General features: G+C 67.4%; 22 protein-coding genes. 6 read left to right on the top strand and 16 right to left on the bottom strand.

The features are described 5' to 3' along the window. Positions 1-3: 3 nt before the first annotated feature. On the bottom strand, positions 4-1,485 hold the full coding sequence (locus ABZ942_RS33865) for a phosphatase PAP2 family protein (RefSeq protein ID WP_357389300.1): 1,482 nt from the start codon (positions 1,483-1,485) through the stop codon (positions 4-6). A 91-nt stretch (positions 1,486-1,576) separates the two neighbouring features. On the opposite strand from ABZ942_RS33865, the gene ABZ942_RS33870 reads away from it, so the two are divergent. After that, complete coding sequence (locus ABZ942_RS33870; protein ID WP_357389302.1) at positions 1,577-1,933, top strand: arsenate reductase family protein; 357 nt, start codon at positions 1,577-1,579, stop codon at positions 1,931-1,933. Between the two features lie 62 nt (positions 1,934-1,995). Then, a complete protein-coding gene (locus ABZ942_RS33875) occupies positions 1,996-2,676 on the top strand; it encodes a TIGR00266 family protein (RefSeq protein WP_357389304.1) in 681 nt (226 codons plus the stop codon). Between the two features lie 207 nt (positions 2,677-2,883). On the opposite strand, the gene ABZ942_RS33880 is transcribed toward ABZ942_RS33875, so the two are convergent. After that, on the bottom strand, positions 2,884-3,390 hold the full coding sequence (locus tag ABZ942_RS33880; RefSeq protein ID WP_357389862.1) for an NUDIX domain-containing protein: 507 nt from the start codon (positions 3,388-3,390) through the stop codon (positions 2,884-2,886). Positions 3,391-3,481: 91 nt separating this feature from the next. Here ABZ942_RS33880 and ABZ942_RS33885 point away from each other — a divergent pair, with 91 nt between their 5' ends. Then, positions 3,482-3,865, top strand: coding sequence for a nitroreductase family deazaflavin-dependent oxidoreductase (locus tag ABZ942_RS33885; RefSeq protein WP_357389306.1), 384 nt, complete (start codon positions 3,482-3,484; stop codon positions 3,863-3,865). Between the two features lie 50 nt (positions 3,866-3,915). Here ABZ942_RS33885 and yidC read toward each other — a convergent pair whose 3' ends face one another. The 13 genes from yidC to ABZ942_RS33950 form a co-directional block, all read right to left on the bottom strand. After that, a complete protein-coding gene (gene yidC / locus ABZ942_RS33890) occupies positions 3,916-4,956 on the bottom strand; it encodes a membrane protein insertase YidC (protein ID WP_357389308.1) in 1,041 nt (346 codons plus the stop codon). A 96-nt stretch (positions 4,957-5,052) separates the two neighbouring features. After that, positions 5,053-5,352, bottom strand: coding sequence for a DUF6412 domain-containing protein (locus ABZ942_RS33895; RefSeq protein ID WP_357389310.1), 300 nt, complete (start codon positions 5,350-5,352; stop codon positions 5,053-5,055). Positions 5,353-5,499: 147 nt separating this feature from the next. Beyond that, positions 5,500-6,291 (bottom strand): helix-turn-helix transcriptional regulator, encoded by a 792-nt coding sequence (locus ABZ942_RS33900; RefSeq protein ID WP_357389312.1) that lies wholly within the window; start codon positions 6,289-6,291, stop codon positions 5,500-5,502. A 196-nt stretch (positions 6,292-6,487) separates the two neighbouring features. After that, positions 6,488-7,867 (bottom strand): condensation domain-containing protein, encoded by a 1,380-nt coding sequence (locus ABZ942_RS33905; RefSeq protein ID WP_357389314.1) that lies wholly within the window; start codon positions 7,865-7,867, stop codon positions 6,488-6,490. Further along, positions 7,867-9,312 (bottom strand): condensation domain-containing protein, encoded by a 1,446-nt coding sequence (locus ABZ942_RS33910; protein WP_357389864.1) that lies wholly within the window; start codon positions 9,310-9,312, stop codon positions 7,867-7,869. Before ABZ942_RS33910 ends, ABZ942_RS33905 begins: the two co-directional genes overlap by 1 nt. A 2-nt stretch (positions 9,313-9,314) precedes the next feature. Then, a complete protein-coding gene (locus ABZ942_RS33915; protein WP_357389316.1) occupies positions 9,315-10,760 on the bottom strand; it encodes a condensation domain-containing protein in 1,446 nt (481 codons plus the stop codon). A gap of 405 nt (positions 10,761-11,165) precedes the next feature. Continuing rightward, a complete protein-coding gene (locus ABZ942_RS33920; RefSeq protein ID WP_357389318.1) occupies positions 11,166-13,214 on the bottom strand; it encodes a CocE/NonD family hydrolase in 2,049 nt (682 codons plus the stop codon). Positions 13,215-13,486: 272 nt separating this feature from the next. Next, positions 13,487-14,659, bottom strand: a complete 1,173-nt coding sequence (locus ABZ942_RS33925; protein WP_357389321.1) for a helix-turn-helix domain-containing protein — start codon at positions 14,657-14,659, stop codon at positions 13,487-13,489. A gap of 20 nt (positions 14,660-14,679) precedes the next feature. After that, positions 14,680-16,485, bottom strand: a complete 1,806-nt coding sequence (locus tag ABZ942_RS33930) for an AMP-dependent synthetase/ligase (RefSeq protein WP_357389323.1) — start codon at positions 16,483-16,485, stop codon at positions 14,680-14,682. 333 nt (positions 16,486-16,818) lie between these two features. Further along, a complete protein-coding gene (locus ABZ942_RS33935) occupies positions 16,819-18,438 on the bottom strand; it encodes a right-handed parallel beta-helix repeat-containing protein (protein WP_357389325.1) in 1,620 nt (539 codons plus the stop codon). 214 nt (positions 18,439-18,652) lie between these two features. Next, entirely contained in the window at positions 18,653-18,934 is a 282-nt protein-coding gene (locus ABZ942_RS33940; protein ID WP_357389327.1) for a DUF427 domain-containing protein, read from the bottom strand. Positions 18,935-18,974: 40 nt separating this feature from the next. Further along, positions 18,975-20,732, bottom strand: coding sequence for a DUF4873 domain-containing protein (locus ABZ942_RS33945; RefSeq protein WP_357389329.1), 1,758 nt, complete (start codon positions 20,730-20,732; stop codon positions 18,975-18,977). Then, positions 20,729-21,628 carry a diiron oxygenase gene (locus tag ABZ942_RS33950; RefSeq protein ID WP_357389331.1) on the bottom strand — a complete coding sequence of 300 codons (900 nt, stop codon included), beginning with the start codon at positions 21,626-21,628 and terminating at the stop codon, positions 20,729-20,731. Before ABZ942_RS33950 ends, ABZ942_RS33945 begins: the two co-directional genes overlap by 4 nt. 99 nt (positions 21,629-21,727) lie before the next feature. Between ABZ942_RS33950 and ABZ942_RS33955 the strand changes: the two genes are divergently transcribed. Beyond that, positions 21,728-22,438 carry a TetR/AcrR family transcriptional regulator gene (locus tag ABZ942_RS33955; RefSeq protein WP_357389333.1) on the top strand — a complete coding sequence of 237 codons (711 nt, stop codon included), beginning with the start codon at positions 21,728-21,730 and terminating at the stop codon, positions 22,436-22,438. Here ABZ942_RS33955 and ABZ942_RS33960 read toward each other — a convergent pair. Continuing rightward, the gene (locus ABZ942_RS33960) at positions 22,431-22,982 is read right to left on the bottom strand and encodes an NUDIX domain-containing protein (RefSeq protein WP_357389335.1); all 552 of its coding nucleotides are present in this window, start codon (positions 22,980-22,982) and stop codon (positions 22,431-22,433) included. The genes ABZ942_RS33955 and ABZ942_RS33960 overlap by 8 nt on opposite strands. Positions 22,983-23,046: 64 nt before the next feature. On the opposite strand from ABZ942_RS33960, the gene ABZ942_RS33965 reads away from it, so the two are divergent. Together ABZ942_RS33965 and dop are read left to right on the top strand one after the other, a co-directional pair. Next, a complete protein-coding gene (locus ABZ942_RS33965) occupies positions 23,047-23,802 on the top strand; it encodes a DUF6882 domain-containing protein (RefSeq protein WP_357389337.1) in 756 nt (251 codons plus the stop codon). A gap of 303 nt (positions 23,803-24,105) precedes the next feature. Further along, positions 24,106-25,605: a depupylase/deamidase Dop gene (gene dop, locus ABZ942_RS33970; protein ID WP_357389339.1), complete on the top strand. Its 1,500-nt coding sequence runs from the start codon at positions 24,106-24,108 to the stop codon at positions 25,603-25,605. Positions 25,606-25,655: the final 50 nt, after the last annotated feature.

A 25,655-nucleotide genomic window follows, 5' to 3' on the forward strand; every position in this document is an offset into this window, starting at 1 on the left:
CCGCTACTCGTCGTCGGCCTGCAGTTCCCGGAACACGGCCAGCGCGGCCGGTTGGCTGGCGAAATCCAAGCGCTTGGCCTTGTGATTGACCTCGCCGTCGGTGGCCAGCGAGATCGGGTTGCCGTCGACCTTGACGTCGAGGTGGCCGACGCGTCGGTGGACGTAGGTGTCGGAGCGATTCAGCGTCCCGGTGAAGGTTGCGAAGATCAACCGCAGGCGTGAAAAGCGAAGGTCGGCACGGAGATACCGGACGTCGAGGGTGCCGTCGTGCATGCGGGGCCGCGACATCGGGATCTGGTCGGCCGGGTGGTACGCGCCGTTGCCGAGGAACAGCATCCAGAGGGCGCTGTGCTTTCCGTCGATCGTGGCGTGCAGTGGTTGCGCGCGAAACAGTACGCACAGCATGGCGAATCCGGCCGCGGGCCACTTGCCCACTCGGCGTTCCCACCGTTCGCGCAACCGGACGAAGTCGGGGTAGCCGCCGAGACTTGCGGTGTTGACGAAGGTGCGTTCTTCGTCGTCGTCCAATCGCACCCGGGCGGTGTCGACCAGGACGAGTTGACCCGAATCGAGCGCGGCGAGCGTCGTCACCGGGTTCTCCACGCCGATGTCGCGCGCGAAGTGATTGAGCGTCCCGCCGGCGAACACGGCCAACGGAAGGTTGTGCCGCACAGCGGCTTCCGCCACCGTCGACACCGTCCCGTCACCGCCGAGCACGCCGAGCGCCGCGATATCGTCACGCCGCACCCGCGCATCGATCTCGGCCTCGAGATCGACGTCGCCTTGAAGCTCGAGGATCTGTGCCGCAGACAACCGCTGGCGCAACAGATCCGCCAGCTCGCCGCCGTCGTCGGTGCCCGAGGACGGGTTGACCACGAACAGCATCCCGCGTCCCTCGGGGAGCGGTTCGATCCGCTTCGCGGACCCCAGCGTCGCGGGCTCGTCGTCACGCACCGCCCACCAGCGCCGGGTCGCCAGCGCGACACCGGAACCCAGCGCCGCACCGACCACCACATCGGAGGGCCAGTGCACGCCGATATGCACCCGCGAGTAGGCGACAGCCACCGCAAGGGGCGCGATCACCGCGGCCGTGCCAGGGGCCTCCAGCGCCACCGCCGTCGTGAACGCCGCGGCGGAGGCGGCGTGGCCGGACGGGAACGAGGAGGACACCGGCGGTTTCACCAGCCGTCGCAGTAGCGGCACCGCCTCCACCGGCGGCCGCCGCCGCGGGAACAACGGCTTCGCGACACCGTTCGCCAGGCCACTCGCCAGGCTCACCGCCGCGAGACCGCGCACCGCGCCGCGCCGCTGGGCCCGGCCGCCCGCGACGAAGAGCCCGGCGGCGATCGCCATCCAGAGGCGACTGTGGTTGGCGCTCATGCTGAGTGAGCGCAGGGCATGGTCGGCGGGCGTCGGTCGCAGGCGCGCGGTGCGCTGCACGAGGCGGCGATCCGAGGCATTGATCCGGTTCAGTCGTTTACGCATCGAGTCGAGCTTATCCAGCAAAACGCCCGTCAAACGGTGCCGCCGCACCTATGTCGGCAGCGGTGTCCGAACAGCTCGGTACCCTGCATGCATGACGGAGATCTGGCACAACCCGCAGTGCTCCAAGAGCCGCAATGCCACCAAGTTCCTGGACGAGGCAGGCGTCGAATACTCGGTGCGGCGCTACCTCGACTCGCCGCCCACCGCGGCCGAACTGCGGTCCGTGCTGCAGCGGCTCGGCGCCGAACCGTGGGACATCACTCGCACCGGCGAGCAGATCGCGAAGGATCTCGGCATAGCCGAGTGGGGTCGCACGGCCGCCGATCGGGACCGGTGGATCGAGGCGCTGGCCGAGCATCCGCGGCTGATCCAGCGGCCCATCGTGTTGACTGCGGACGGCGGCGCGGTGGTCGCGCGCGACGACGCCGCATTGCGGTCGCTGGAATAGACCGTCAAAGCCCCGATAGTGGTGTCCCTGCCGCCGCGAATCAGCCGGTAGGGTCGCAGAATATGAAGGTACAACTGCGCCACAACCCCGCCTCGACCATCGCGCGGTGCTTCCTCGCGGGCGGCGAGCCGTTGCGGGTCGAGAGCGGCGCCATGGTCGCCCATTCGGCGGGAGTCACGTTGGCGGCCAAGGCCGAAGGCGGCATCCTGGCCGGACTGAAGCGCTCGGTGCTCGCCGGTGAATCGTTCTTCGTCTCGACGTTCACCGCGCCGCAGCAGGGCGGCTGGGTGGATGTGGCGCCCGCGCTGCCCGGCGACATGCTGAATCTGCAGATCACCCAGGATCGCCCGTTCTTCATCAGCCGCGGCGGCTGGATCGCGAATTCCCATGGGGTGCAGGTGGAAAGCAAGTGGGGTGGCTTCGCGAACCTGTTCGGCGGCGAGGGCGGCTTCGGTCTGCGCGCGCACGGCGAGGGCGAGATCGTGGTCGGTGTGTTCGGCGCGATCGATGTGATCGATCTGCAACCGGGAGAGCCGATCACCATCGACACCGGGCATGTGGTCGCCTACGACCTGGCGATGAACTTCACCATCCGCCGGGCGGTGGTCGGCCGGTCCATCCAGTCGCTCAAGTCCGGTGAGGGTTTCGTCTTCGACTTCGTCGGGCCCGGCCGGGTGCTGCTGCAGACGCGCAACCCTGGCGCTTTCGCTGCGTGGGCAAGTTCGGTAGCCTCCTCCGGGTAAACCGGCGCGGCGACCATCGGCGTTCACGCGGTGTTCAAGCCTCGGCCAGGTCGGTCGTCAAGGCTCCGGTGCTCATCGATAAAGCCAACAAACGGAGAATCATGGAATTGCTCGAAGTTGTCGCCAATCTCGTTACCTCCATCCTGTCGCTGGGTAGCGGCAGCGCGGCCTGATCAGCGTCGCTGAGTAAGACGAGCGCCCTAGCGCTCAGTTGAGTAGATCGCCGACGAGTACCCGGGTGTCCGGCACGAACGGCCAATCCGGGTCGGCCAGGTGGGCACGCAGTTCCGCGTCCGTCCACCACCAGCCGTCGGCGATCTCCTCTTTCTGGTGACGGATCGGTCCGTCGTAGCGCAGTTCGTAGGCGAAGACGTGGCAGCGCATGGGTTTTCCCAGCCACTCGCCGTCCCAAGCCGCCTTGGCCGCAGGTCGGAGCGCTTCGGCGCCGGGCACCGTGATGCCGAGTTCCTCGGCCAGTTCCCGAACCGCCGTCTCCTCGGGCGATTCACCCGGGTCGACCACGCCGCCCGCCAGGCAGTCGTGCATGCTCGCGAACACCATCTTGGTGTCCGTGCGGCGATGCACGTAGATCCGCTCGCCGTCGCCGGAACGAACCAGCACACCGGCGCTCGCGTGCCACCTGCCGTCGCGGTACACCGCAGCCCGATCGGCGGCCCCGACCACCCGGCCCGCCGCGTCGTAGACGGCGATCATCTCGGACTTCTGCTGGACTCGTTCCGGCTGCGCTGACACCGGTCGAGAGTAGCCTTAGGCGCGCCCGCCGACTCGAGAGAGGACAGCGCCGATGGTGCTTCCACGCGCACTGGCGAAATTCAACCGGTATGCCACCAACCCCGCCGCAGGACTGTTCGCCGGCCGCGCGCCCGGCTTCGCCCTCCTGCAGCACAAAGGCCGAAAGTCCGGGCGCGAGTACCGAACTCCGGTTTCGGTGTTCCATCGCGACGGCGTCTACCGCATCGCGCTGACCTACGGCCGCAATGTCGACTGGGCCAAAAACATCAGTGCCGCAGGCAGTTTCACCTTGCACACCCGCGGCAAGACCATCGAGTTGACCGATCCTGCTGTGCTGCACGATCCGTCGGTGCAGTGGGCGCCGGTAGCGGTGCGCCCGTGGCTGAAAGCGTTGTCGGCCGAGTACTACGTCGAAGCCCGCCCCGCAGCCGAGTAGCGACGCGATCTGACAGAGGTGGGCGCGGGAGAGGGCGCCCACCCCGCGTGTCATCTCCGGCGGATGGGTTTGGCACCGACTCTTGGGGTCGATGGGGTGCGGTCGGGTTCGGCGCTCACTTTCGGCGTCGACGAGGCACGGTCGGGTTTGGCGCCGACCTTCGGCGTCGATGGGGTACGGACGGGTTTGGCGCCCACCTTCGGGACCGACGGGGTGCGGATGGGTTTGGCGCCGGGCTTGGGTGCCAGCTGGGCGCGGGCCGTCGCGGTCTGTTCGTCCTCGATGGCGGCTTCGGCGTCGAGGCGGCGGTAGACGAAGTGTTGTTGGGCCAACGTCCATGCGTTGTTGGTGACGAAGTAGAGCAGGATCGCCACCGGGACGAATGCGCCGCCGATCAGGGTGAACGCGGGGAAGGCCCACAGGGTGAGTGGGCGCATCAGGGCGAGCTGGGCGGGGGTTTCCTGGCGGGCCATCGATGCGCGGGCGGTGAAATGTGTTGCGACAGCGGCGATCAGCATCAGCGGGATGGCGACGACGGCGACCGTTGCCAGCAGGTCGCCTGAGCCGGCCAGGATGGTCGACAGCGGGGCGCCGAAGATCTTGGCGTGCAGGAACGACTGCACGTCGGTGGCGCTGAAGACGTAATTGGGTGTCGCGGCGTTTTGCTCCGGGGTCATCGGGGTCGCGACGGCTTGGAAGGGGAGGTGGCCGAGTCCGGCGGTGCGATCGAACGAGCGCAGCACGTGATACAGGCCGATGAAGACAAAGACCTGACCGATCATCGGAATCAGTGTCGCGAAGCTATTGATGCCGTTGTCTTTATACAGTTTCTGTAGTTCGGTCGCCTGGGCCCTGCGATCGTTTTTGTATTTTTGTTTCAGCCTGGAAACATCGGGTTGCAATTTTTTGACAATTGCTTGAGTGCGCGCCTGTTTCAGGAATGGCACAAAAAGGGCGGCGCGGAGCGTGAGCACGAGAAAAATCACCGAAAGAACCCAGGCGAGACCGCTCGCGGGTCCGAAGGCGGCGGCGAAGACGTAGTGCCAGACCCAGAGAATGGCGGACACCGGGTAGTAGACGAAGTCGAGCATGGACAGCACCTGACTGTGGGCGTGCGTATGCGCACGAGAACGGAAGGGTTCGACAGACAACGCCGACGACACCCCGCAGCAGGTGCGAAGTGGACGTCAGGCGGTCGGGAACCCTGGTGCTCGTGGGCGGGGACGCCCCGGGGTGTCCGGATTGCTCTGGCGCAGGAAAGAGCCACGTCGGCGCCGTTGCGCGGACGGCGGCGGGCCGGAGCCGACGAGTGCGAGCGGCAGTGCGGCGGCCGGGTGCAGTGTGGCCAGCGCGACGAACAGTGACGCCGCGACCATGCCGACAACGGCGACCGAACCGGGCTCACCCGCCGGGATCGCGAAGAGGACGAGCGCGGGCAGCACGAATGCGACAACCGCATACGCCATCAGCTGAGCCCGCGAGATCATGCTCCGAGCATACTGCCCGGCCCGCCGGACACGTCGGTGCCGACCTCCCGTCACCCCGGACGAACGCCGGATCGAGTCGTGAGATGAGGTCACTGCTCGATTCCGGCGTTCGCCGGCCTGCCGGGAGGCCAGGCGGGAACTGTCAGCTCAGAGGCTGATGTCCCAGTCGACGTCGCGGCTCATCATCGACGGCGGCAGCCCGAAGGTCCGCCGACAGGTCCGGGTGAGATGTGAGCTGTCCGCGAACCCGGCCGACGCCGACGCGGTCGTCACATCGTCACCGGCCATCACGCCGTTCATCGCGATGTGCAGCCGCAGCCAGAGGATGTACCGGCGCAACGGAATACCGACCTGTTCGGTGAACAGATGGGTCAGCCGAGTCGCTGAAATCCCCAGTTGCCGCGCCACATCCGAGCCGCGGACCGACCCGCCCTTGACCATGTCGGGCAGCAACTGCAGCGCCGCGGTCACCACGCCGTGCCGATCGTCCGGGCCCGCTGCCGCGTTGTCCCGCAGCAGATCCGCGAGGACGTCCGCGACGTGCTCGGCCAGCTTGCCGTGCGCGGGATCGACACTGAGCGTGTGCACCCATCCGTGCAGGTGCGCGCGCCGATCGGCCGCCGCACCGGCGATGGTTTCCGGATCCAGATAGATCGCGATGCCGTGACTGGCACCGCCGCACACTCGATGTGGCGCGTCGGTCGGCACCACGATGTGCGTGCCCTGCCGCCGCACCCCGCTGCCGTCCACGACGGAGATGGGTGTGCACGCGGCCATCACCTGCACGGCGTGATGGGCGTGTAGTTCGGTCGGTAGGATCTCGCCTTCGAAGGCCAGAATGCCCGGCCGGAGCAGGGCGCTGCCCTGCCACTGTGCCGCGGCGGTGTCTTCGGCGCCCGATGACGTCGAAAAGTCGTTGCTGAGCAGAGCCTTCATCATCGGACGCTCCCGGCTTTCACGAGAAAATTCTCGCTGGATCCTGTGCTGAGACTATCGGGTTCGGCTACCCGGCAGTCGTGCTTTGTCAATCGTTGGGGCCCAAACGAGTCCGCCTGTTCGCCACGCGACACCCTCGTCCTTGAGGGCGTTGCGTCGGCGAGTCGAGACGGGTGCGCGCTCGGCGAGTAACCGCCCTTCATACCCGCACCGAGATCGCTGCGGACAGGGTTCCGGCGACCTTGTCGAGGAACTCACCGATCAGCGGTCCCGCAGTAGGGGTCGCGGGGAAACGGGTGCGCAATGCGAGCCCGTCGTCGGTGCGGGTGAACCACAGCTGGACGTCGTCCAACGGCGCGCTGCGGCTGAGCTGGGCCGGATTTCGGGGGACCGTTCGGGTGGTGTCGCTGCGCGAACCGCCCGGTAGTCGCCGGTAGTCGGTGTAGGAGACGCTGAACAGATCCCGCCTGGTCCGGCGCAGATCGTTGCCCATCGCGGCCAGCACCCGGTTCGCCGGAACCTGGGCCAGCCGCTGCCCAGACCGGACCGCGTCGTCGGCGCCCTGTGCGGTCGCGCAGAAGTCGTGCGCCACCGGCACGTGCGCGGGCGCGTTCGACACCAGCCAGCCGAAGGTGTTGTGGTGCCTCGGCTCACGCCGCGTGTGCACCGGAAAGACCAGGTCGGTCCCGCTGCGCCCGCCGAGCTCGGCCGCGGCCATCGCGACCGCGGCCAGCAGTGCGGCGAACATCGAATACCCGTCGGCCCGCGACTTGCGATGCAGCGCATCGGTGGCCATGGCGCCGAGCAGCAGCCGCACATCGCTGCCGAACGGCGCGACCGACCCGGCGGGTAGGCCGAGATCGAGCGGGAAGTGCGGCAGGTCATTGCCCGCGGCGTGCAGGAAGTCGCGCCACGAGCGGATCAGCGGACCGGTGACCGCCGCCGGAATGGCGGCTTCCCTGGCCGAGTAGGACAGGAAACTGCCCGGCTCGGGCAGCCGGTCGGCGGCCGCGACGGCACCGTCGTTGCCATCCTCGCAGGCGGCCCGGTACAGCTCGTCCAGTTCGGCCACCGCGATGGAGATCGACCAGGCATCGCAGACCGCGTGATCGAATCCGCACACCACGGTGGAGGTTTCGGGCCTGCTGATCGCGCCGAAGAAATACGGCGCGAAGGTGAACGGTGAGCACGCCTGGTCGAGCCGGCCGCCGAGGGCGGTGCGCAGGTCCTCGGTGGTCGCGGTCTCGACGGCGGGCTGGGCGACGAGCTGAATATCGCTGTCCACCACCACGTGTACCGACGGCGGCTTGCCGTCCTGCGGCGGCTCGAAACTGCAGTGCAGCGCGTCGTGGCGCGGCAACCACACCGAGAACGCCGTCTGCAGTGCGGATTCGTCGATCGGGCCCGCCACGTCGAAGGTGGCGGCGAGCCAGGTGGTCGGCCCGCCCGAGGACAGGTGGATCGCTTGGTTGGCGGAGGGCGGTGTCGCGTCCGGCGTCGGACCGGGCTCGGCGAGCGCGGTCCATTCGAGCAGGGTGCCCGGTGGTGCATTCAGTTGGTCGAGAAAAAGCAACTGCATCATGACCTCGCGAGAGCTGGGGCGGTGACCGCGAAATCGCCGGTGGCGGCGATGGCGCGCAAGATGGTGCGGATCTGCCCCAGATAGTCGGCGGCCGACTTGTGCGCGACCGGTGTGTCCGGGTACATCATCGTGACGTGCAGCCGCTCCACCTCGCGGTTGAACCAGATCGGCGAGGTCTGCCCGATCTTGCTGCGGGAGCCGAGACCGTTGATCCCGGAGACGCCGGGCATCGCGGCCTCCAGCGCCGGACCGGACACCGCGCGCATGTCCAGGTAGGACACCCACGGCCAGTCCGTCGTGACCGGCAGCGGTGATCCAGTGAGCGCGGCCGCCCGGTCCAGCGCGGCATGGATCGGGACATTCGCCAGCGGCTTGGTCCAGTCCAGCGCGACACCGGCTCGACCGATCAGCTCGGTGAACCGCTGCACCCCGTCGAGATCGAACGCGATCGGCATCAGGTTGATGAACCAACCCTGCGCGAGTTGATACTGCGGCTCGCTGCGGGTGCCGACCACATTCATGCCCAGGTAGCTTGTCCGGCCCGCGAATTCGAGCTCGGCGAGGGCGACCGCGGCGTACAGCCCCGCGGAGAACGAACCGCCTGCGTTCTTGCATGCTGCGGCGAACGCGTCGATCTCGGCCGCATCGAGCATGTCGACCTTGGTGCCGAAGCTGTCGGCCACCTCACCCGGCGCGAGGCCGAGCTCGATCGGCAGCGGGCGGACCCCATGCCCCTTCTCGGCGAGCAGGCCGGCCAGCTGCTCCAATTCCGGCGGTTGTGCCGCGACGGCGGCGCGCTCGGTCCGCGCGAACTCGACGAAGCTGCCGACCGGCGGCAGCACCGGCTCCTTACCGGTGCTGAACGCCGTGTAGAGCGCGTGGAATTCGTAGGTGGAGGTGAGCACCGACATGCCGTCGGTGAACGCGTGGTCGGCGCTGTAGACGACAGTGAATCCGTCCGCACCGTGGTCGATCGCGCAGCAGACGATCGCGGGCCAGCGCGTCGGATCGGCGTTGGCCTTGAACTTCGCGACCAGGGTGTCGCGGAGCTCGCCGCTGTCGGTGAAGGTGGCCAGGGTATGGGTTTCCAGGTCGACCGCTGCCGGGTCCAGCAGGTATCTGGTCAGCGCGAACCCGCCGTCGGACTCGTCGATTCGGAACCACGAGCGCAAGGTCTCGTGGCGCTGCAGGAACGCGATGTAGGTCCGGCGTAGTGCCTCCGCGTCGAGCGGGCGCGCGACCGAGAAGCAGAACGAGAGCTCGGAGGCGAGCGGGTCGTTGGTCTGCCTGCGCGCCGACCAGCGGCGGATGTGCGATTCCTGCAGATAGGTCGGGGGAATGTCGGAGGGCGCGGTGGTTGCGGTGGCCGCCTGGCTCGCCGCGGTGGTGGTGAACTCGAGTAGCACGCCGGGTTTCGGCTGCCAGTGCTCGGTGAGGGTCATCTCTACCACGACAGCGGCGCTCCTTCGATCGGACGGATTCGGGCGTCGCCGTAGCGGGTGAGCTCGGCGAGGAGATCGCGCATGCGCAGCACATGGCGGTGGACGTCGCGGGTTGCCTTGGTGGTGCCCGGATAACGCATGTTGAGCGTCACGCCCAAGGGGGTGCGGGCGATCCAGAAGTAGAACTCGTTGGTCGACACGTTGCTGCTGCGCAGGCAGCAGGTGCCGGTCTCGGTCCAGGTCGCCGCGCAGGGTGCGGAGCGAATATCCATGTAGGACACCATGAACGAGATGCTCGGCTGGGTGCCGAGCAGTTCGCACACCCTGGCGAACGGCACCGTCGCGGCGCCGTTGGTGCGGCGCAGTTCCTCGCCCGCCGGCGCGATCAACTCGGCAAGCGTGCGAGCCGTTCCGCAATCGAGTTGGAACGGGGCGAGCCCGACGAACCAGCCGAGGGTCTCGGCCCACTGCGGGTCGGAACGGGTATGCAGCGGGATCACGGTGCGGAAATCGCGGCCCGCACCGAGTTCGGTGGTGGTCACCGCGAACGCGGCGAGCAACAGCGCGAACAAACCCTGACCGTGCTCGCGCGCTATCCGCGCGGCGGCATCGGCGGCATCGGCGTCGAGCACCTCGACGGACAGGGTGCGTTGTGCCCCTCGGCGCGGTGCCTCGGCGGTGTCGACGAGATCGATCGGCGCCGCCGCGACCCTGCTGAGGGTGCCTGCCGGACTATCGTTGTCGGTCTCTTCCAGGAAGAACGTCCGCCAGGTGTCGACCGCGGGATGGTCGGCGGTGGTCGCCGCGGCGCGGATGCGTTCGTCCTGGCTGAAGTCGACGTAACTCCCGGTGTCGCGCAGCTGTGCGGGTTCACCGGCGCGGGCGGCGTGGTAGAGCGCGAGCAGTTCGCCGCTGGTCGAGACGCTGGAGTAGCCGTCCATGATCGAGTGGTCGGCGGCGAAGATGACGGTGACGCCGTTGCGACCGGCGATGGTCACGCAGACGTAGGACGGCCACCGCAGCGGTGACGTTCCGTCATCGAGTAAGCCGTTGACCAGGCGATATGTCGCCATCGTCGAGGTCGGCGCGCCCACGTCGACCGGTTGTACCCGGATCCCACCGGGCGGCAGGGTGTACCTGGCCGGCTGGCCGCCCTCGATGGCGACATGCGAGCGCAGGCCCTCGTGCCGGTCGATCCAGGCATCGAAGGCGGTACGCCAGGCTTGCGGGTCGAGCGGTCCGTCGATCTGGAATGCGTGCCCGAGCCAGTAGTGGCGCCGGTCCCGTATTCGACTGTGTTCCACCGCATCTCGAAGATGATGCTCGTGATTGTAGGAAACGGCGCGAGTATCCCGCGGCCAGTCGGCCCAGTGCGAAGTGGCTGTCGGGCGCCACTCGATCACACGGCCGCTAGGCAACGGATAATCGGCCAGTTCGATGAATTCCATGACACACCTTCAGCTGCCCATCGGCGATCCCCGTGCGCGGTACGGGAATTACCGATCCGAATAGTGACAAGAATTTCGGCCTGCATCCGAGAACTTTGTCCGAACGGTTCCGGGACGTCATCGTCGGACCGGAACGAGACAAACTGTAGAAGAAATTCTTGGTGAATGTGTGGGTGAGCCTGATCACCGGTATTTGCCGGAGAAACACGGACAACGGCGTTGCGGGCGGCGCAATAGCCGAGTGCAACGCCGCTGCCAGCGTGGATGTGAAACGCTTAGTGTTCAGGTAGCTGATAGATTGCTGGACAAGGTGTCTCAATGCACCTGGAATTCATCCCAGGTTTGCAAGATCTTTACAGCTCCCGGGCCTGAAGCCGGGCTAAACGTGACGTCTGCCGCTCCGGCTCAGCCGCCGAAGGACGACGCCGGCGCCAGCGGCACCACCAGGCTGGACGGCCGCGCCGCGTCCCGGTGCAGCTGTTGGGACGAACCGAGCAAACGCGGCAAATCGGTCGGAACGGGCATGGTGGACGGGAAGGTGCCGCTGGTAATCCGAAGGCGCAGCGCGTGTCCACGCTCCAGCCGGTAGAAGGTCGGGCGAATCTTGACCTCCAGCTCGGTCACCTCGCCGGGCGTCAGCAACTGTTCGACATCCTTGCGGACCACGTGTTCCGGCGCGTAGATGGTGCCATCCGCTGTGCGCCAAGTCTTTTCGTCGTTCAGCTTACGCTGGCTGGCCAGCTGCGAGCCGCCGGTGATGTTCACCGCCGAGCCGTCCGGCGCGACATCGTCGAGCCAGACCTGGAAGGCGGCGTCGTTGCTGGTCGAGGACGCGTACAGGGTGACGCTGCTGGGCCCGGCCAGCACGGTCGGCTCGGTGACCGGGTCCATCGTGTAGCGGCGGCCCGCAGTCGGCTCCTGCACCCACTCGGTGCACGGGTTGTAGGCGTTGAACAGGCGGAACAGGAAATCGAACAGCCCGGCGCTGTACTGGCCGAGGCTCTGCCGGTTGCAGAGGGTGTCGACGCCGGTGTAGTCCAAGCGATCCGACGCGTCCGCGACCGTGGGCGGCTGCGCGACCAAGCGATCACCGTCGAAGTACCGCTGCTGAATCGCGGCCTGCTCGAACGGGTATCGGGCGGTGGCGACCGCCATGTTGTTCGGGTCGATGACGTGCAACGGGGTGTCGGTCTTGTCGATGCCGTTGGGAATGTCCTTGAGCCAGCGGTCGAACCAGGCCAGCGTGATCATGTCGGTGTCCAGCCGCGAGCCGGGCCCGAAGCCGAGGCCGACGTGGTACCACGGGCCCATCAGCAGCTGGAACCGGCCGTCGGTGGCCTGGCCCGGCGCCATCGGCGCGAACTGATCCCTGCCCTTGGCGAGGTTCTGCAGCTGGGAGTAGTTGCGCCACGGGCCTTCCTGATACAGATCCCACAGGCCGCCGACCTGGTACATGGCGATGTCGTTCGCGACGACCTTGTTCAGGTCGGTCTCGAACCGGCGGTCCTGCCAGAACTGACCGTCGTAGGCCAGCGGTCCGCCGCCGTACGCCTCGATCAACAGCTTGATCGTGCTGTCGGAGGAGACCGCCGCCTGCAGATGGTCGACCAGCGTCTTGATGAACATCTGCGGCGAGACCACGGCTGTGATGAACGGACCCAGCAGGCTCAGGTACGGCACCAGCACCGAGATGGCGGTGAGCAGGATCGGGCTCATCATGCCGTCGTGGCCGAGCACCTCGTTGAAGATGTTGTTCGGCATGGCCATCGGCACGATCGCCTTCAACGGCGAACCGGGCGACACGGATTCGGCCGTGCGCAACGCGGACAGCGCGGGGAACGAGTACCCGTACATGCCGACCTTGCCGTTCGAGCCCGGCAGCTTCGCGGCCCAGTCGACCAGCTGGGCGCCGTCCAGGCCGTCCTGCTGGGACGCCGGGTTCCACGCGCCGGTCGACCCGCCGGTGCCGCGCACGTCGGCGATCACCTCGATGTAGCCGCGCCGCACCAGCATGTCCTGAGCGCTGGTGGCCTGGTTGATGATTCGGCGTGCGTCTTTCAACTGGTCCGGCAGCGGGATGTGCAACGTGTCGATCACGCTGGTCACCGCGGCGGCGAGGGCGCTGGAGACCGCGCCGTAGGTGGTGAAGTTGACGACGACCGGGAAGTCACCCGCGGCGCGCTGGCCGGTGGCGGGGTCGGTCGGGTAGCGCACCTCGGTCTGCAGCTGGGTGCCGTCGGAGAGCGGAACGATATGTCCCAGTTCGTAGGCGATGCCGTAGCGCTCGGGCGTCGGCTGGTAGTCGGCGGGCAGGCCGAAGTTGGCCGGCGCGTTGGGGACCGGGCCTGCGGTGGGCACCGCGCTGGCTGCGGGCGCGAGCTGCAGGATCAAACCGACGGCGGTGACGGCGGCGGCGATCGGCACGGCGCGGCGCGCCCGGAATGCAATTCTCAACTACCTGAACCTTTGCTGGCTATGGTCGAGGCCGGGCGGCTGGCTACCCGTCCGCCGGCCGATACCGCGGTTCGAGTGCCGAAAACTTGGGCCGCCCGATCCCGGATTGTGTCCGGATGGTCGGCGGCCACGCCTGACCTCATCGTCGTTACACAGCACAACGCATAAGCGGGGTGCTCCAACACCGGCAATTCCCAAGGGGATTCGCCGTGTCTTTGGAAAAATGCCTAAAGTTGTTCGGCCGCAGCCGATTACAGGGCGAACGCGGTCGATTACGGGGCGAACGAGGCGGATTCGAGTCGCCTGGCCAGCCGTGCGGCGGACAGGGTCATCGCGTCCGCGGGCCGATGTGGGTCCAGCCCGGTCAGCTCGTGTACCCGAGAAAGCCGGTAGGTCACCGTGTTTCGGTGCACGTTGAGCTGTCGCGCCGTCGCCAGCTGATTGAAACCGCTGTCGACGAACACCTCCAGCGTTTCGGCCAGCATCGGCTGCGCGTCGAGCGGTGCGAGCACCGAGGCCAATCCCGGCCGGGCCGCGTCGCTCACCGCGACCGTGTACTCGAACTGCAAATCCTGTCTGCGGCACAGGATGTCGCGCCGGGTGAGGCACCGGCCCAGTTCGGCGAGCACCCGCGCCTCGGCGTACATCGTGGGGATGGCGTCCTTGCTGCGGGCCGCGCCGACACCGACCCAGTAGGGCGGCGGCTCGGCCGGTTCCTGCGCGGGCAGCCGAGAGGTGAGCGCGGACAGCGTGGCCGATCCGTCGTCGCCCGACTGCAGCGGGATCAGGGCGGTCCAGCCGCCCGCGTCCAGCCGCAGGAACACCCCGGGAATCGCCTCCACCCGGTGCCGCAGCGCCGAGGCCGGTCCGCCGCGGGTGCCGCACAGGCGGAACACCGCGACGAGGAAGGCGTCGGCCACCGGGATCACCGGATCGTTCGCCCATTCCACCGGGTCGCGGCCGGTGAGCAGCGCGTCGGCGATGCCGCGCCTGCGCTCCAGGAGTTCCCAGCGCGGGTCGTGCACCCGCTGGGTGGCCGCGGTGGCGATCCGCGAGACGACCAGCGTGACGTATTGCAGCAGCATGAGCGACGCGTCGAAGAGCAGCTCGCGCTCGGCCGGGGTGGCCGAGGCGCGCAGCCGTTCCCAGATGAACGCCGCGCCGAACCGATAACGCTCCAGCACCTCCGGCAGCGGGGTGCCGTCGCGCAGCCGGTCCATCGCCAGCTCGACGAGTTCCCTGGTGTCCTCCTCCGTCGGCTCCTCGCCGCGGCGCAGGTACTCGAAGAACAGGTCGACGTTGAGCTTGGTGCCCCGGGCGAAGTCGGTCTCCACCAACGACTGCGGCAGCCGCTGGTAGGGCGGCAGCGCGGCGTAGAACGCTTCGAGCATCGACGCGGTCCGCCGCTGGAGATCGTCGAACACCCGAGTCCGCGATGGCATCATGCTGGTTCTTCTTCCCGGACTTAGGTCGAGTACAAGGTTTCGATGGTATCTGTGTAGCCGTTGGAGATGGGCTTGCGCTTGAGTTTGCCAGTCGCGGTCAGGTAGTCACTGCCGTTCTCCCAGACCTCGGGGAGCACGATGTACTTCCTGATCTGCTCGACCCTGGACAGTTTGCTGTTCGCCGCGGCGATGCCCTGCTCGATGGCGGTCAAGATCTCCGGATCCTTCGACAGCTCCGCGACGGTCTTGCCCGCCAGGTTGTGCCGCTGCGCGTAGGCGGCGGCCAGATCGGGGTCGAGGATCAGCAGTGCGGTGTTGAACGGCCGCTGCTCGCCGATGACGACCACGGTGCCGATCAGCGAGCAGTTGTCGGTGACCGTGTTCTCGATGTTGGCGGGGGACATGTTCTTGCCCGACGCGTTGATGATGAGCTCTTTTTTGCGGTCGATGATCGACAGGTAGCCGTCGCTGTCGATGGTGCCGATGTCGCCGGAGTGCAGCCAGCCGTCGGCGTCGATCGCCTCCGCGGTCTTGGCCGGGTCGTCCCGGTAGCCGCGCATCACCATCTTGCCGCGGATCAGCACCTCGCCGTCGTCGGCGAGCCTGACCTCGGCGCCGGGCAGCACGGTGCCGACCGTGCCGATCTTGACCCGCTCCGGCGGGTTGAGCGTGGCGCCCGCGGTGCATTCGCTCATGCCGTAGCCCTCGCACAGCGGGATGCCGAGTCCGAGGAAGAACTCGTGCACCTCCGGCGGGATGGCGTTCGAGCCGGTGACCGCGATGCGGACCCGGTCGAGGCCGAGCCCGGTGCGGATCGAGGCGAGCACCAGCCGATCCGCGAGCGCGTACTGGACTTTGTCGAGGGCGCCGAGGGCGCGGCCGTCGGAGGTGGCGCGGGCCTTCTTGCGACCGACGCCGATCGCCCAGTCGATCAGGCGGCGCTTGACCGGTGACTCGGTGGCGAACCGTTCCTCCAGTGCGCCTTTGACTTTCACCCACACCCGGGGCACGCCGAGGAACACACTCGGGTGCACCTCCGCCAAAGCCGTTGCCACCTGCTTGAAGTCGGCCACCGTGGTGATCTGGCAGCCCTCGAGCAAGGTGAGGTAGTGCGCGAACCAGCGGTTGGCGGCGTGCGCGTCGGGCAGGTAGGAGATCACCCGGTCGTCCGGGCCGCCACCGCCGAATGTGTCCAGTACGCGGGCGTTTTCGATGAAGTTGGTGTGGGTGAGCTCGACGCCCTTCGGCGGTCCGGTGGTGCCGGAGGTGTAGACGATGGTGAGCAAGTCGTCGGGCTTGACCTTGCGCCAGGTGGCCTCGAAATCGAAGGCGCCCGCGGTGGACCGCTCCACGTCGGTGAGCGCGATGGTGCCCTCGGGCGCCTCGTCCACGCAGATCACGTGCTCGACGTGCACGCCCTGCGCGGCGGCCTTGGCGACCGCCTCCAGGATCTTCGGCGCGAACTGGCTCTCGCAGACGACGGCCTTGTTGCGTGCGTTGCTGAACTGGTAGACCAGCAGGTCGACCGGGTTGGTGTTGTACACCGAGAACGGCGTCGCGCCGGTGTGCAGGACGGCAGTGTCGCAGAGGTGGAACTCGGGGCGGTTGGTCAGCATGATCGCGACCGTGTCGCCCGGTTCGATGCCGAGTGCGGCGAGGCCCGTCGCGATGGCCCGCACGCGTTCGCCGTACTCCCGCCAGGTGATCGAGATGGCGCCGCCGAGGGTGCGCAGCGCGACCGCGTCCGGGTACTTCGCAACGTTTGATTGGAACGCCGCACATAGCGTGTCCGGGCGGGCGACCGCCGGGACTGTCGATGAAACCAAGAACCTAACCTCTGCTAGCGAAGGGCTGAGGTCATGCCCCGGTCTGGTGGGGACGGGGATGACCTCATCGTCATCTATCAGCAGAACGCATGAGCGAGTGTGTGCGCTAGCGACAAACGCGCAGAGTGTGGCGCGCGACATTGTGCACTTGACCAAACTAGGCCCCGGCCAGATCCGGATCCGGTGAGACCGAAGGCGACCTCCAGCCCGTCTGAACGGATGAAGGCCCCCTTCGGTCGGCAAGCCCGAATCGAGTGAGGGGCACTTTCGGTCGGTCTGGCGTGCTGAAGGTGCCCTTCGGTCGGGATGGGGCCGGTCAGTGGGACGGCAGTATCAGCCGCAGGTCGGCCAGGATCCCGGCTGGTCCAGCGGCAGGCCAGGGGTCGCCATGGCGGCGGCGGTGGTCGGTGCGAAGCAGTTGTTTCCGGCGCTGCCGAGGCGGCCGCCGCCGAAATCGAGCACCGAGCCCGCGCCCAGGGTGCTGTCGCTTTGACCAAGGACGACCGGGCCCGCGAAGCGTGATCGTTCGATCTTGCCGGTCAGCTCTAGGTCGCCGACGGTGCGGACATGCAGGTCGGCCACGGTGCTGTCCGCGACGGTGGTGTCGGCGATCTCGAAACGCATGGTCGCCGTAGCCGGGGCGGGCCCGGCGGGGGAGTAGGCGTATATGCCGATGCCGTCGGCGCTGCATCGGCTGAGCTGTGCGTTGCGCAGAGTGAGGGCGGTGGTGTTGTCGCGGCCGAAGCTGGCGGAGAACAGGCAGCTTCCGAGATTGCCGGGGACCAGCGGATTGAGGACGGCGCCGGGGAAATTGGAGCCCGAGGCGGTGAGGCCGTCGATGGTCATGACGTGCCTGGCGCCCTCCGCGCTGAGGTTCAGGTTCTGCACGATATCGCCTGGTACATCGAGGAATTCGCTGTTGGTCAGCGTCACTTCGCTGTCCGGGGTGCCGTTGCTGGTGACGAATTCGATGCCGTTGGCGGAGAGGTGGCCGCCGCCGTGGCGATAGCTGTTGCGGTCGATGGTGATTCGCATGCGGGCGCGGTCGGCGGCGTTGACGAAGATGCCCTCGCTGTCGGCGGCGGCGTTGAGCGGATCGTTCGCGGGCAGTGCGATGCCGCGCTGGGTGTTGCCGCGCAATGCGGCGGTGAGTGAGGAGGTTCCGGTGCTCTGCATGCCCACGGCCAGAACGGAGAGTTTGGCGAGGCCCTCGTTGATGTTCTCGGTCAGGTTGTCGGTGATGGTGGCGGTGACCTGGGCGGAGCCGGTGGTGCGGACGTCGATGCCGTCGCCACATGCGGTGTCGTGCACGGTGTTTCGCTCGATGGTAAGGGCGCTCGGGCCGGTATCGGAGTCGACCATGATGCCCGCCCAGCCGTTGTTCAGCGCGACGACGTTCGGGGCGGCCGGGAGCGACATGCCGAACGGGACGCCGACCATCGGCGGGAAGGGCTGCACCAGGAATCCGTCGTGGCAGGCGCGATTGGTGGCGGCGACCGTGTTGCCCGCGAGGACCGTCGTGCCGATGTTGCGGCCGTAGATGCCGCCGCGCTGGGCGCTGGTGATGGTGAGGTCGCGGACCTCCGTGTTCGGTGCCAGGCGGATCGCGTCACCGTCGTTGGCGGCGGTCGTATTGGCCACGGCCGCAACACTTCCGGGGGCTTCACGACCGAGGAAGTGCTGGCCCGGTTTGAGTGCGATGCCACCGTCGAGCGGTGGGGTGCCGACTGGGGCCGCCAGCACGATGATCGTGTCGCCGTCACCCGATGCCTGCTGAACGGCCTGCAAGGTAGTGAAAGGCGTTGCTTCCGTACCGTTTCCACCTGCCGCGGCCGTTGCGCTCACGTACCAGGTCTGGCCGGGATCGGCGTTCGCGTGCAGCGGAGCCGTGCCGACGGCGAGCGCGCAGCAGAGCACGCTCGCCGCGGCGAACCGCGGTGACAACAGTGTCATAGGGGCCTTCCAGAGTTCTCGACGATGCCGCGCACCGCCGTGAACTCCAGCCCACCCCATGACCCGACCGCGTGGTATTGACAGAATGCCGAACCTGTCGCCGATTCTTTGTGCGAACGCCAAGTCCCGCATCCACCCGCACACCTACCGACTTCCCGCACACCGAATCGCGCTCTGACACGCGTGCGGATGTCCGAAGGTGTGCGGCGGCCCGTCAGGCGACGTCGACGCCCCGCCAGAAGGCCACGTAGTCCTTGATCTGGGCGGCCTCGGGTTTCGGATCGGGGTAGTACCAGGCCGCGTCGGTGTTGGTTCGGCCGTCGACGACGACGGTGTAGTAGCTGGCCGTGCCCTTCCACGGGCAGAACGAATCGGTCTGCGACGGCTGGAAGAACTCGCGGTGCACGGAATCGGGTGGGAAGTAGTGGTTGCCTTCGACGATGATCGTGTCGTCGCTGCTCGCGAGGACATGTCCCTGCCAAGTTGCCGTTGCCATGTCTTCGATTCTGCCGGAGCCGCCGGAGTGGTCCCAGTGATTAATGCACCTCGGCGGGCTCCAGCGGGTAGGGCGGGTCGCCGATACCGACGATGCGCAGGTTGCCCCACGGGTCACGCTCCTGGAGGCGGCCCGCGGTGGGGAAGCGGCCGGGAAGGGTGAGGAAGACCTCGGCGCGGCCGGGATCGGGCAGGTCGGCGCCGGAGATACGGCCGTACCAGTGGTAGCTGCCGTCGATGGGGTCGGCGTGGCCGCTGAGGGTGACGGTCACCGGGAGCATCGAGCCGGGGGAGTCGAGCGTGGCGGGGCCCGAATACTCGTGTGCCGGTTCGCGATCGGCGGCCACGGTGAGGTCGTAGTGTCCGGAATCCGGGTGCCGCATGGTGCGCCAATAGGAGACGCTGGAGCCGGGCCAGGCGGCGCGGTTGACGCCGTGCTCGTCCAGGTACCAGCTGTTGCAGCCGCCCGCATTCCACACGGTGCCTGCCAGTTTCTGCTGGGTGCGGCGATTGAACTCGTGCTGGGTCGCCGCGCGCACCTCCATCCGGGTGCTGGAAGTCTTGCGCAGCAGCTCGACGCACTGACGAATGTAGCGGGCCTGCGCCTCGATCATGAAGATGATCGACTGATGTCCGCCGCCGGAGTTCGGGCCGACGATGAGGAACATGTTGGGGAAACCGTGCACGGCGACGCCGAGGAAGCCCGCCACGCCGTCACGCCAAGCCTCTTGCAGGGCAAGGCCGTTGGCGCCGACGATGTGCTGATCGGCGAACCGGTCGGAGATCTTGAATCCGGTGCCGTAGACGATGGCGTCGAACGACGTCTCGGCGCCGTCGACGGTGGCGACGCCGGACTCGGTGAGACTCGCGATGGGCGTGGTCTCCAGCTCCACATTGTCGCGCTGTAGTGCGGGATAGAAGTTGTTGGACACCAGGATTCGCTTACAGCCGAGCCGGTAGTCCGGGGTGAGCCGATCGCGCAGTTCCGGATCGCGCACTTGGCGGCGCAGGTGTCCGCGGGCGACGGTCTCCACCCGGCGCATCAGTTCCGGGTTCATGAAAGCGGGGATCATGGCCTCATAGCCCCAATAGACGGCCCATCGGTAAAGCCGTTGCGCGCCAGGCAGATACCGGAACATCCCGTGCTCCACCGACGTCAGCGGGCGATCCGGCTTCGGCACGATCCAGTGCGGGGTGCGCTGGTAGACCGTCACCTGCGCGGCCTCTTTGGCGATCTGCGGTACGAACTGCACTGCACTGGCGCCTGTTCCGATCACCGCGATCCGTTTGCCGCGGATGTCGAAGTCGTGGTCCCACTGCGCCGAGTGGAAACTCTTGCCGCGGAACGCGTCCCGGCCGGGAAACTCCGGTACCGACGGTTCGTGCAGTGGACCGGGCGCCATCACGACCAGGCGCGGATGGAAGTGCCGCCCGTCCGCGAGGCCGATATCCCAGCGGTCGGCGGCGTCGTCGAAGTCGAGGGTCACCACCTCGGAGTGCAACCGAATGTGCCTGCGCAGGTCGTACTTGTCCACGACACCGCGCAGGTAGTCCAAGATCTCCGGCTGCCGGGCGAACATTCGCGTCCACCGCTTGTTCGGCTCGAACGAGTACGAATACATCAGCGACATCACGTCGCAGCCGGCCCCGGGGTAGGTGTTCTCCCGCCAGGTGCCGCCGATCTCGTCGGCCTTCTCCAGCACGACGAAGTCGTCGATGCCCGCCTTGCGCAGCTCGATGGCCATGCCGAGACCGCCGAAACCCGCACCGACAATAACGATTTCGGGGTTCTTACTCATGCGAGCAACCCCCGCCGCCGCCAGATCCACTCGCCGACCGGCCCGATGAGGCCCTGCTTCTGCAGGAACACACCGAGATTCGCGGCGCCGATGCCGAGCGCCTTCTTGGCGTCCGGGTTGTTGGTCGCGATCCGCCGCGCCGCGCGCCCGTCCAAGCCGGCGCGGGTGTACATGTGCCGATTGGTCAGCAGGTAGACGAACAGCGGCGCGGCGACCGCGACACACAGCCTGGTGTAGGCGAGTTCGGCGCGCGACATGTTGGGCACCATCCGGGCCAGCGCGTCCCGGGCGAAACCGATGTGGCGCGCCTCCTCGGTGACGTGGATGCGCATCGCGCGAGAAACCAAGGGCTGCAACTCCGGATCGTCCAGGGTGCGCCGCTGGATCGCGTCGAAGATCTCCTCGCCGACCAGCGCGCCGACCCAGGTCATGGAGCCGCGCAAGAAGATCGGCAGCAGGCCGATCGCCATTCGGCCCGCGCGATGCGGCCAGTACGGACGCGCCTCGATGCGGTCGATCAGCTTGCCGAACATCATCATGTGCCTGCACTCGTCACCCATCTCGACGAGCGTGTAATGCGAATGCCGGGTGGTCGGGTCGTCGGCCATCAACTCGCGCAACAGGAGTCGGTTCAGCAGGTTCTCGAACCAGATGCCGACCGAGAGCACGTTGGCCAGTTCCTGGCGGGACAGTTCGCGCTGCTGCTGCGGCGTCATCGATTCCCACAGCTCGGTGCCGTACAGCGAGACGACCGGCGCGGGGAGGAAGAGTTTGTCCGGATCGAGCGGCGCGTCCCAGTCCATGTCGACCACCGGGTCGTAGGACTTCTTGACCGATCCGGTCAGTAGGCGCTGCGCGAAGGACTCTTGCGGGATCAGTGCGGCCTCGTTGCCCATGACTGCTCTCCAACATGTCGACTATCCGATACAAGCTGTCACATTTAGATTAGTGAGACGCACTGTCGCGGTCAACCGTTGTGCGAGTATTGTGATTCTGTGACCACGACCAGCGGAAACGTCGAGCCTCCCGTCGCAGACGGCCGCGCTACCCGCTGGAACGGGCACAAGGCTCAGCGGCGGGCCGACGTGATCGACGCCGCGATCACCGTCATCGAGGAGCACGGCGTCGAGGTGTCGGTGCAGCAGATCGCCGACCGGCTCGAGCTGCCGCGCCCGGTGGTCTATCGCCATTTCGACGGCCGCACCGACCTGGACGAGCAGATCCGCCGCCAGATCCTGGAATCGCTACTGGCACAGATCATGCCGAAGCTCGACCCGGAGGGCACGGTGCGCGATGCCGTCCGCGGTGTCATCGGCACCTATGTGCGCTGGGTGGAACGCCACCCGAACCTGCACCGCTTCATCGGTGGCGCGGCGCCCCAGGGGGATTCGTCGCTGGCCGGTGCTCGCGACCGGATCGGCGGGCGGCTGGCCGATCTGTTCGCCATCTGGCTCTCCGGCTTCGGCATCGACCCGGGCCGGGCCCGGCCGATGGCCTTCGGCATCATCGGCTTCGTCGACGGCATGGTGAACAGCTGGCGCGCCGACCCGGCCACCACCCTCTCCTCCGATCAGGTGGAAGGCATTCTCACCGAATCGGTGCTGGCGCTGTTCGAGGGCAACGCGCGCAGTCTCGGTATTCCGCTGGAGCGAGACGTGATCGTCGGCGATCTGCTCGCCAGGCCGGAAGCGCTGCGCGTCAAGTAGTTCCGTCGGCCCTGCGGGTCGGTCGGTGCAATTCGACTGCCAGGGCGATCAATTCGGTCACGTAGTCGCCGTCGGTGCGGGCCAGCCGCAGCGCTTCGGGCAACGGGAGGGCGCGCACCTCCAGGATCTGCTCGGCGTCGTCGGGATTGGTCGGCACGGAGTCGAGGACGACATCGGCGGCACACCAGAGCCACGCTTTGTGGGGATGCGGCTGCCAATCCCGAAAGGGTGCAGCCAGATTGCTGGTGGCGTAGTGCGCGCCGAGCCAGCGGACCGGGCCGGTAGGGTGGGCGCCTGCTTCTTCGCGGAGCTCGCGGCGCAGGCAGTCGTCGATGGACTCGTCTCGCTCGCGCGTGCCGCCGGGAAGTAGCCAGATATCGCGGTCGTCGCGGCAGAGCACGATATTGTCGCCGACGAAGCAGACGACGTGGATGTTGGTGACCAGTTCGTCGGGTGGGGCTTCGGTCGAGAACCGGACGTTCATATCACCCCACGCCCAGTGAGTCGGGGTGTGCAACAACGGATAACGGTCGGCCAAGGTCACCTCATGAAACTACTGGCAGGCGACGATACCTACGAGGGGGAATGTTTTGACTACGCTCATGCCGGTGTCCGAACCTGTGCCCTTGACGAGGCTGCTCGACGACGCGGGGTTACTGTCGCTCGAGCACCGACTACACGTCGAAGAATTGCTGGGTTCGCATCGGTGGCAGGCCGATATGGAGGCGGGGCGGCTCGAATTCATCGGTGAAGAGCAGACATTCGTGTGTACCGACGTTCATCTGCTCGGCACCGCCGACGCCGAGACGTGGCTGTGGGCGTGGGCGAATCCATGGGGTTTCCCCAAGCCGCTGCTCGCGGTGGCGCGGATGGTGCGCGAGTTCGGCTTTCGCTATGGCGTCGCCGAATTGTGTGCCGCGGAAATGCCGGTCGCGCTCGGCCGGGCGGCACCGGAGCCGCACCAGGTGGCGGAGCTGCTGGCCGACGCGGCGAAAGTGATTTCCGGGCATTGGAGTTCGTACTGCGGCGTCACCGACGGCACCTGCGTGGCGTTTCTCGTCGAGCACCCGGCGTTCGAGCTGCCGCCGCCCAGCGCAGCGGTGATCGCGCGCGTACTCGCCCATGGCATAGGCGCATTGCCGCTGGCCGATCATCGGCGCGCCACCCAGAGTTACCTGAGCAGGCGCGGCCTGGCCACCGGTTTCCTCGAGGACTATCGCGTGCTCGAATTCAGCGGCTCCGGTTTGGCGGGGTCCATCGAATTCGATGAGGCCGGTGGCGTCGCGAACCTCGACGTGGGCGTGGTCATGGATCGCATCGAGTTGCCGTCGGAGACGAAAACGCAGTCGGCCAACTCGCTTTGAGGATCAAAGCGCCCGACCCTTGCGGATCGGGCGCCCGGCGGCGATCAGGCCTTTCCGACCAGCGCCTGGTAACTGCGATTCCAGGCCCGATGCCGAACAAGATGGTGAGCAGCCCGAGGAACTTGCCCTGCGCCAACTCCTGCAACACCCGCTCGGCCCACATCCGACCGGTCGCGGGCTGCTTCAACTCGTCGAGGTAGCGCGGTATGAGATTGACCGCGACCAGCATCTGACGCGTCCGCACCCGGCCCCGTGCAGGCAGCGGACGGACTCCGCCGGACGATGCCCGTTAGGCTCGACCCTATGCAGCGCATCATCGGAATCGAGGTCGAGTACGGCATTTCGACCCCAACCGAGCCGTCGGCCAACCCGATCCTCACCTCAACCCAGGCCGTGCTCGCGTACGCCGCCGCCGAGGGTGTGCCGCGCGCGAAACGCACCCGCTGGGACTACGAGGTGGAGTCGCCGCTGCGCGACGCGCGCGGCTTCGACCTGAGTCGGATGAACGGACCGGCGCCGGTGATCGACGCCGACGAGGTCGGCGCGGCGAACATGATCCTCACCAACGGCGCCCGGCTCTATGTCGACCACGCCCACCCCGAATACTCCGCGCCCGAGGTCACCGACCCACTGGACGCGGTCATTTGGGACAAAGCGGGCGAGCGGGTGATGGAGGCCGCCGCGCGGCACGCGTCGAGCGTGCCCGGCGCACCGCGCCTGCAGCTGTACAAGAACAACGTCGACGGCAAGGGCGCCTCCTACGGCACCCACGAGAACTACCTGATGAGCCGCGACACCCCGTTCAACCAGATCATCCTCGGGCTCACCCCGTTCTTCGTCTCGCGCCAGGTGATCACCGGCTCCGGCCGGGTCGGCATCGGGCAGTCCGGCGACCACGCCGGCTTCCAGCTGTCCCAGCGCGCCGACTACATCGAGGTCGAGGTCGGCCTGGAGACCACACTCAAGCGCGGCATCATCAACACCCGCGACGAGCCGCACGCCGACGCGGACAAGTACCGCAGGCTGCACGTGATCATCGGCGACGCCAACCTGGCCGAGATGTCCACCTATCTCAAGGTCGGCACCACCGCGCTGGTGCTCGACCTGATCGAGGCCGGCGAGGACCTGTCCGAATTCCAGCTGGCCCGCCCGGTCACCGCCGTGCACACCATCAGCCACGACCCGACGCTGCGCGCCACCGTCGCGCTCACCGACGGCCGCGAGCTGACTGGCCTTGCGCTGCAGCGGATGTACCTGGACCGGGTGATCAAGTTCATGGATCGCACCGGCAACGACGACAAGCGCGTGCAGGACATCATCGAGAACTGGGCCATGGTGCTCGATCTGCTCGAGCGCGATCCGATGGAGTGCGCGAGCCTGCTCGACTGGCCCGCCAAGCTGCGCCTGCTCGAGGGCATGCGCCAGCGTGAGGGCCTCGGCTGGGCCGCGCCGAAGCTGCACCTGATGGATCTGCAGTACTCCGACGTGCGCCTGGACAAGGGCCTTTACAACCGCCTGGTGGCCCGTGGCTCGATGAAACGGCTCGTCACCGAGCAGCAGGTGCTGGACGCGATGACCAACCCGCCCACGGACACTCGCGCTTATTTCCGCGGCGAATGCCTGCGCCGCTTCGGCGCCGACATCGCGGCGGCGAGCTGGGATTCGGTGATCTTCGACCTCGGCGGCGATTCGCTGGTCCGCATCCCGACCCTGGAACCGCGCCGCGGCACAAAGGCGCACGTAGGCAAGCTGCTGGACGGCGTGACCTCCGCCGCCGATCTTGTGGAACAGCTCACAACCTGATCACAAGACCGCTATCGACTCGGCCCGCATCGGCACGGAATACGACATCG

The sequence above is a fragment of the Nocardia sp. NPDC046473 genome (assembly GCF_040645995.1).
Lineage (GTDB): Bacteria > Actinomycetota > Actinomycetes > Mycobacteriales > Mycobacteriaceae > Nocardia.

Coding starts and splice junctions, on each gene's coding strand:
- ABZ942_RS33945 (WP_357389329.1), bottom strand. CDS start 20,732: ATGAGTAAGAACCCCGAAATCGTTATTGTCGGTGCGGGTTTCGGCGGT.
- ABZ942_RS33870 (WP_357389302.1), top strand. CDS start 1,577: ATGACGGAGATCTGGCACAACCCGCAGTGCTCCAAGAGCCGCAATGCC.
- ABZ942_RS33940 (WP_357389327.1), bottom strand. CDS start 18,934: ATGGCAACGGCAACTTGGCAGGGACATGTCCTCGCGAGCAGCGACGAC.
- dop (WP_357389339.1), top strand. CDS start 24,106: ATGCAGCGCATCATCGGAATCGAGGTCGAGTACGGCATTTCGACCCCA.
- ABZ942_RS33915 (WP_357389316.1), bottom strand. CDS start 10,760: ATGGAATTCATCGAACTGGCCGATTATCCGTTGCCTAGCGGCCGTGTG.
- ABZ942_RS33950 (WP_357389331.1), bottom strand. CDS start 21,628: ATGGGCAACGAGGCCGCACTGATCCCGCAAGAGTCCTTCGCGCAGCGC.
- ABZ942_RS33875 (WP_357389304.1), top strand. CDS start 1,996: ATGAAGGTACAACTGCGCCACAACCCCGCCTCGACCATCGCGCGGTGC.
- ABZ942_RS33925 (WP_357389321.1), bottom strand. CDS start 14,659: ATGATGCCATCGCGGACTCGGGTGTTCGACGATCTCCAGCGGCGGACC.
- ABZ942_RS33895 (WP_357389310.1), bottom strand. CDS start 5,352: ATGATCTCGCGGGCTCAGCTGATGGCGTATGCGGTTGTCGCATTCGTG.
- ABZ942_RS33880 (WP_357389862.1), bottom strand. CDS start 3,390: ATGATCGCCGTCTACGACGCGGCGGGCCGGGTGGTCGGGGCCGCCGAT.
- ABZ942_RS33905 (WP_357389314.1), bottom strand. CDS start 7,867: ATGCAGTTGCTTTTTCTCGACCAACTGAATGCACCACCGGGCACCCTG.
- ABZ942_RS33865 (WP_357389300.1), bottom strand. CDS start 1,485: ATGCGTAAACGACTGAACCGGATCAATGCCTCGGATCGCCGCCTCGTG.
- ABZ942_RS33910 (WP_357389864.1), bottom strand. CDS start 9,312: ATGACCCTCACCGAGCACTGGCAGCCGAAACCCGGCGTGCTACTCGAG.
- ABZ942_RS33885 (WP_357389306.1), top strand. CDS start 3,482: ATGGTGCTTCCACGCGCACTGGCGAAATTCAACCGGTATGCCACCAAC.
- ABZ942_RS33900 (WP_357389312.1), bottom strand. CDS start 6,291: ATGATGAAGGCTCTGCTCAGCAACGACTTTTCGACGTCATCGGGCGCC.
- ABZ942_RS33935 (WP_357389325.1), bottom strand. CDS start 18,438: ATGACACTGTTGTCACCGCGGTTCGCCGCGGCGAGCGTGCTCTGCTGC.
- yidC (WP_357389308.1), bottom strand. CDS start 4,956: ATGCTCGACTTCGTCTACTACCCGGTGTCCGCCATTCTCTGGGTCTGG.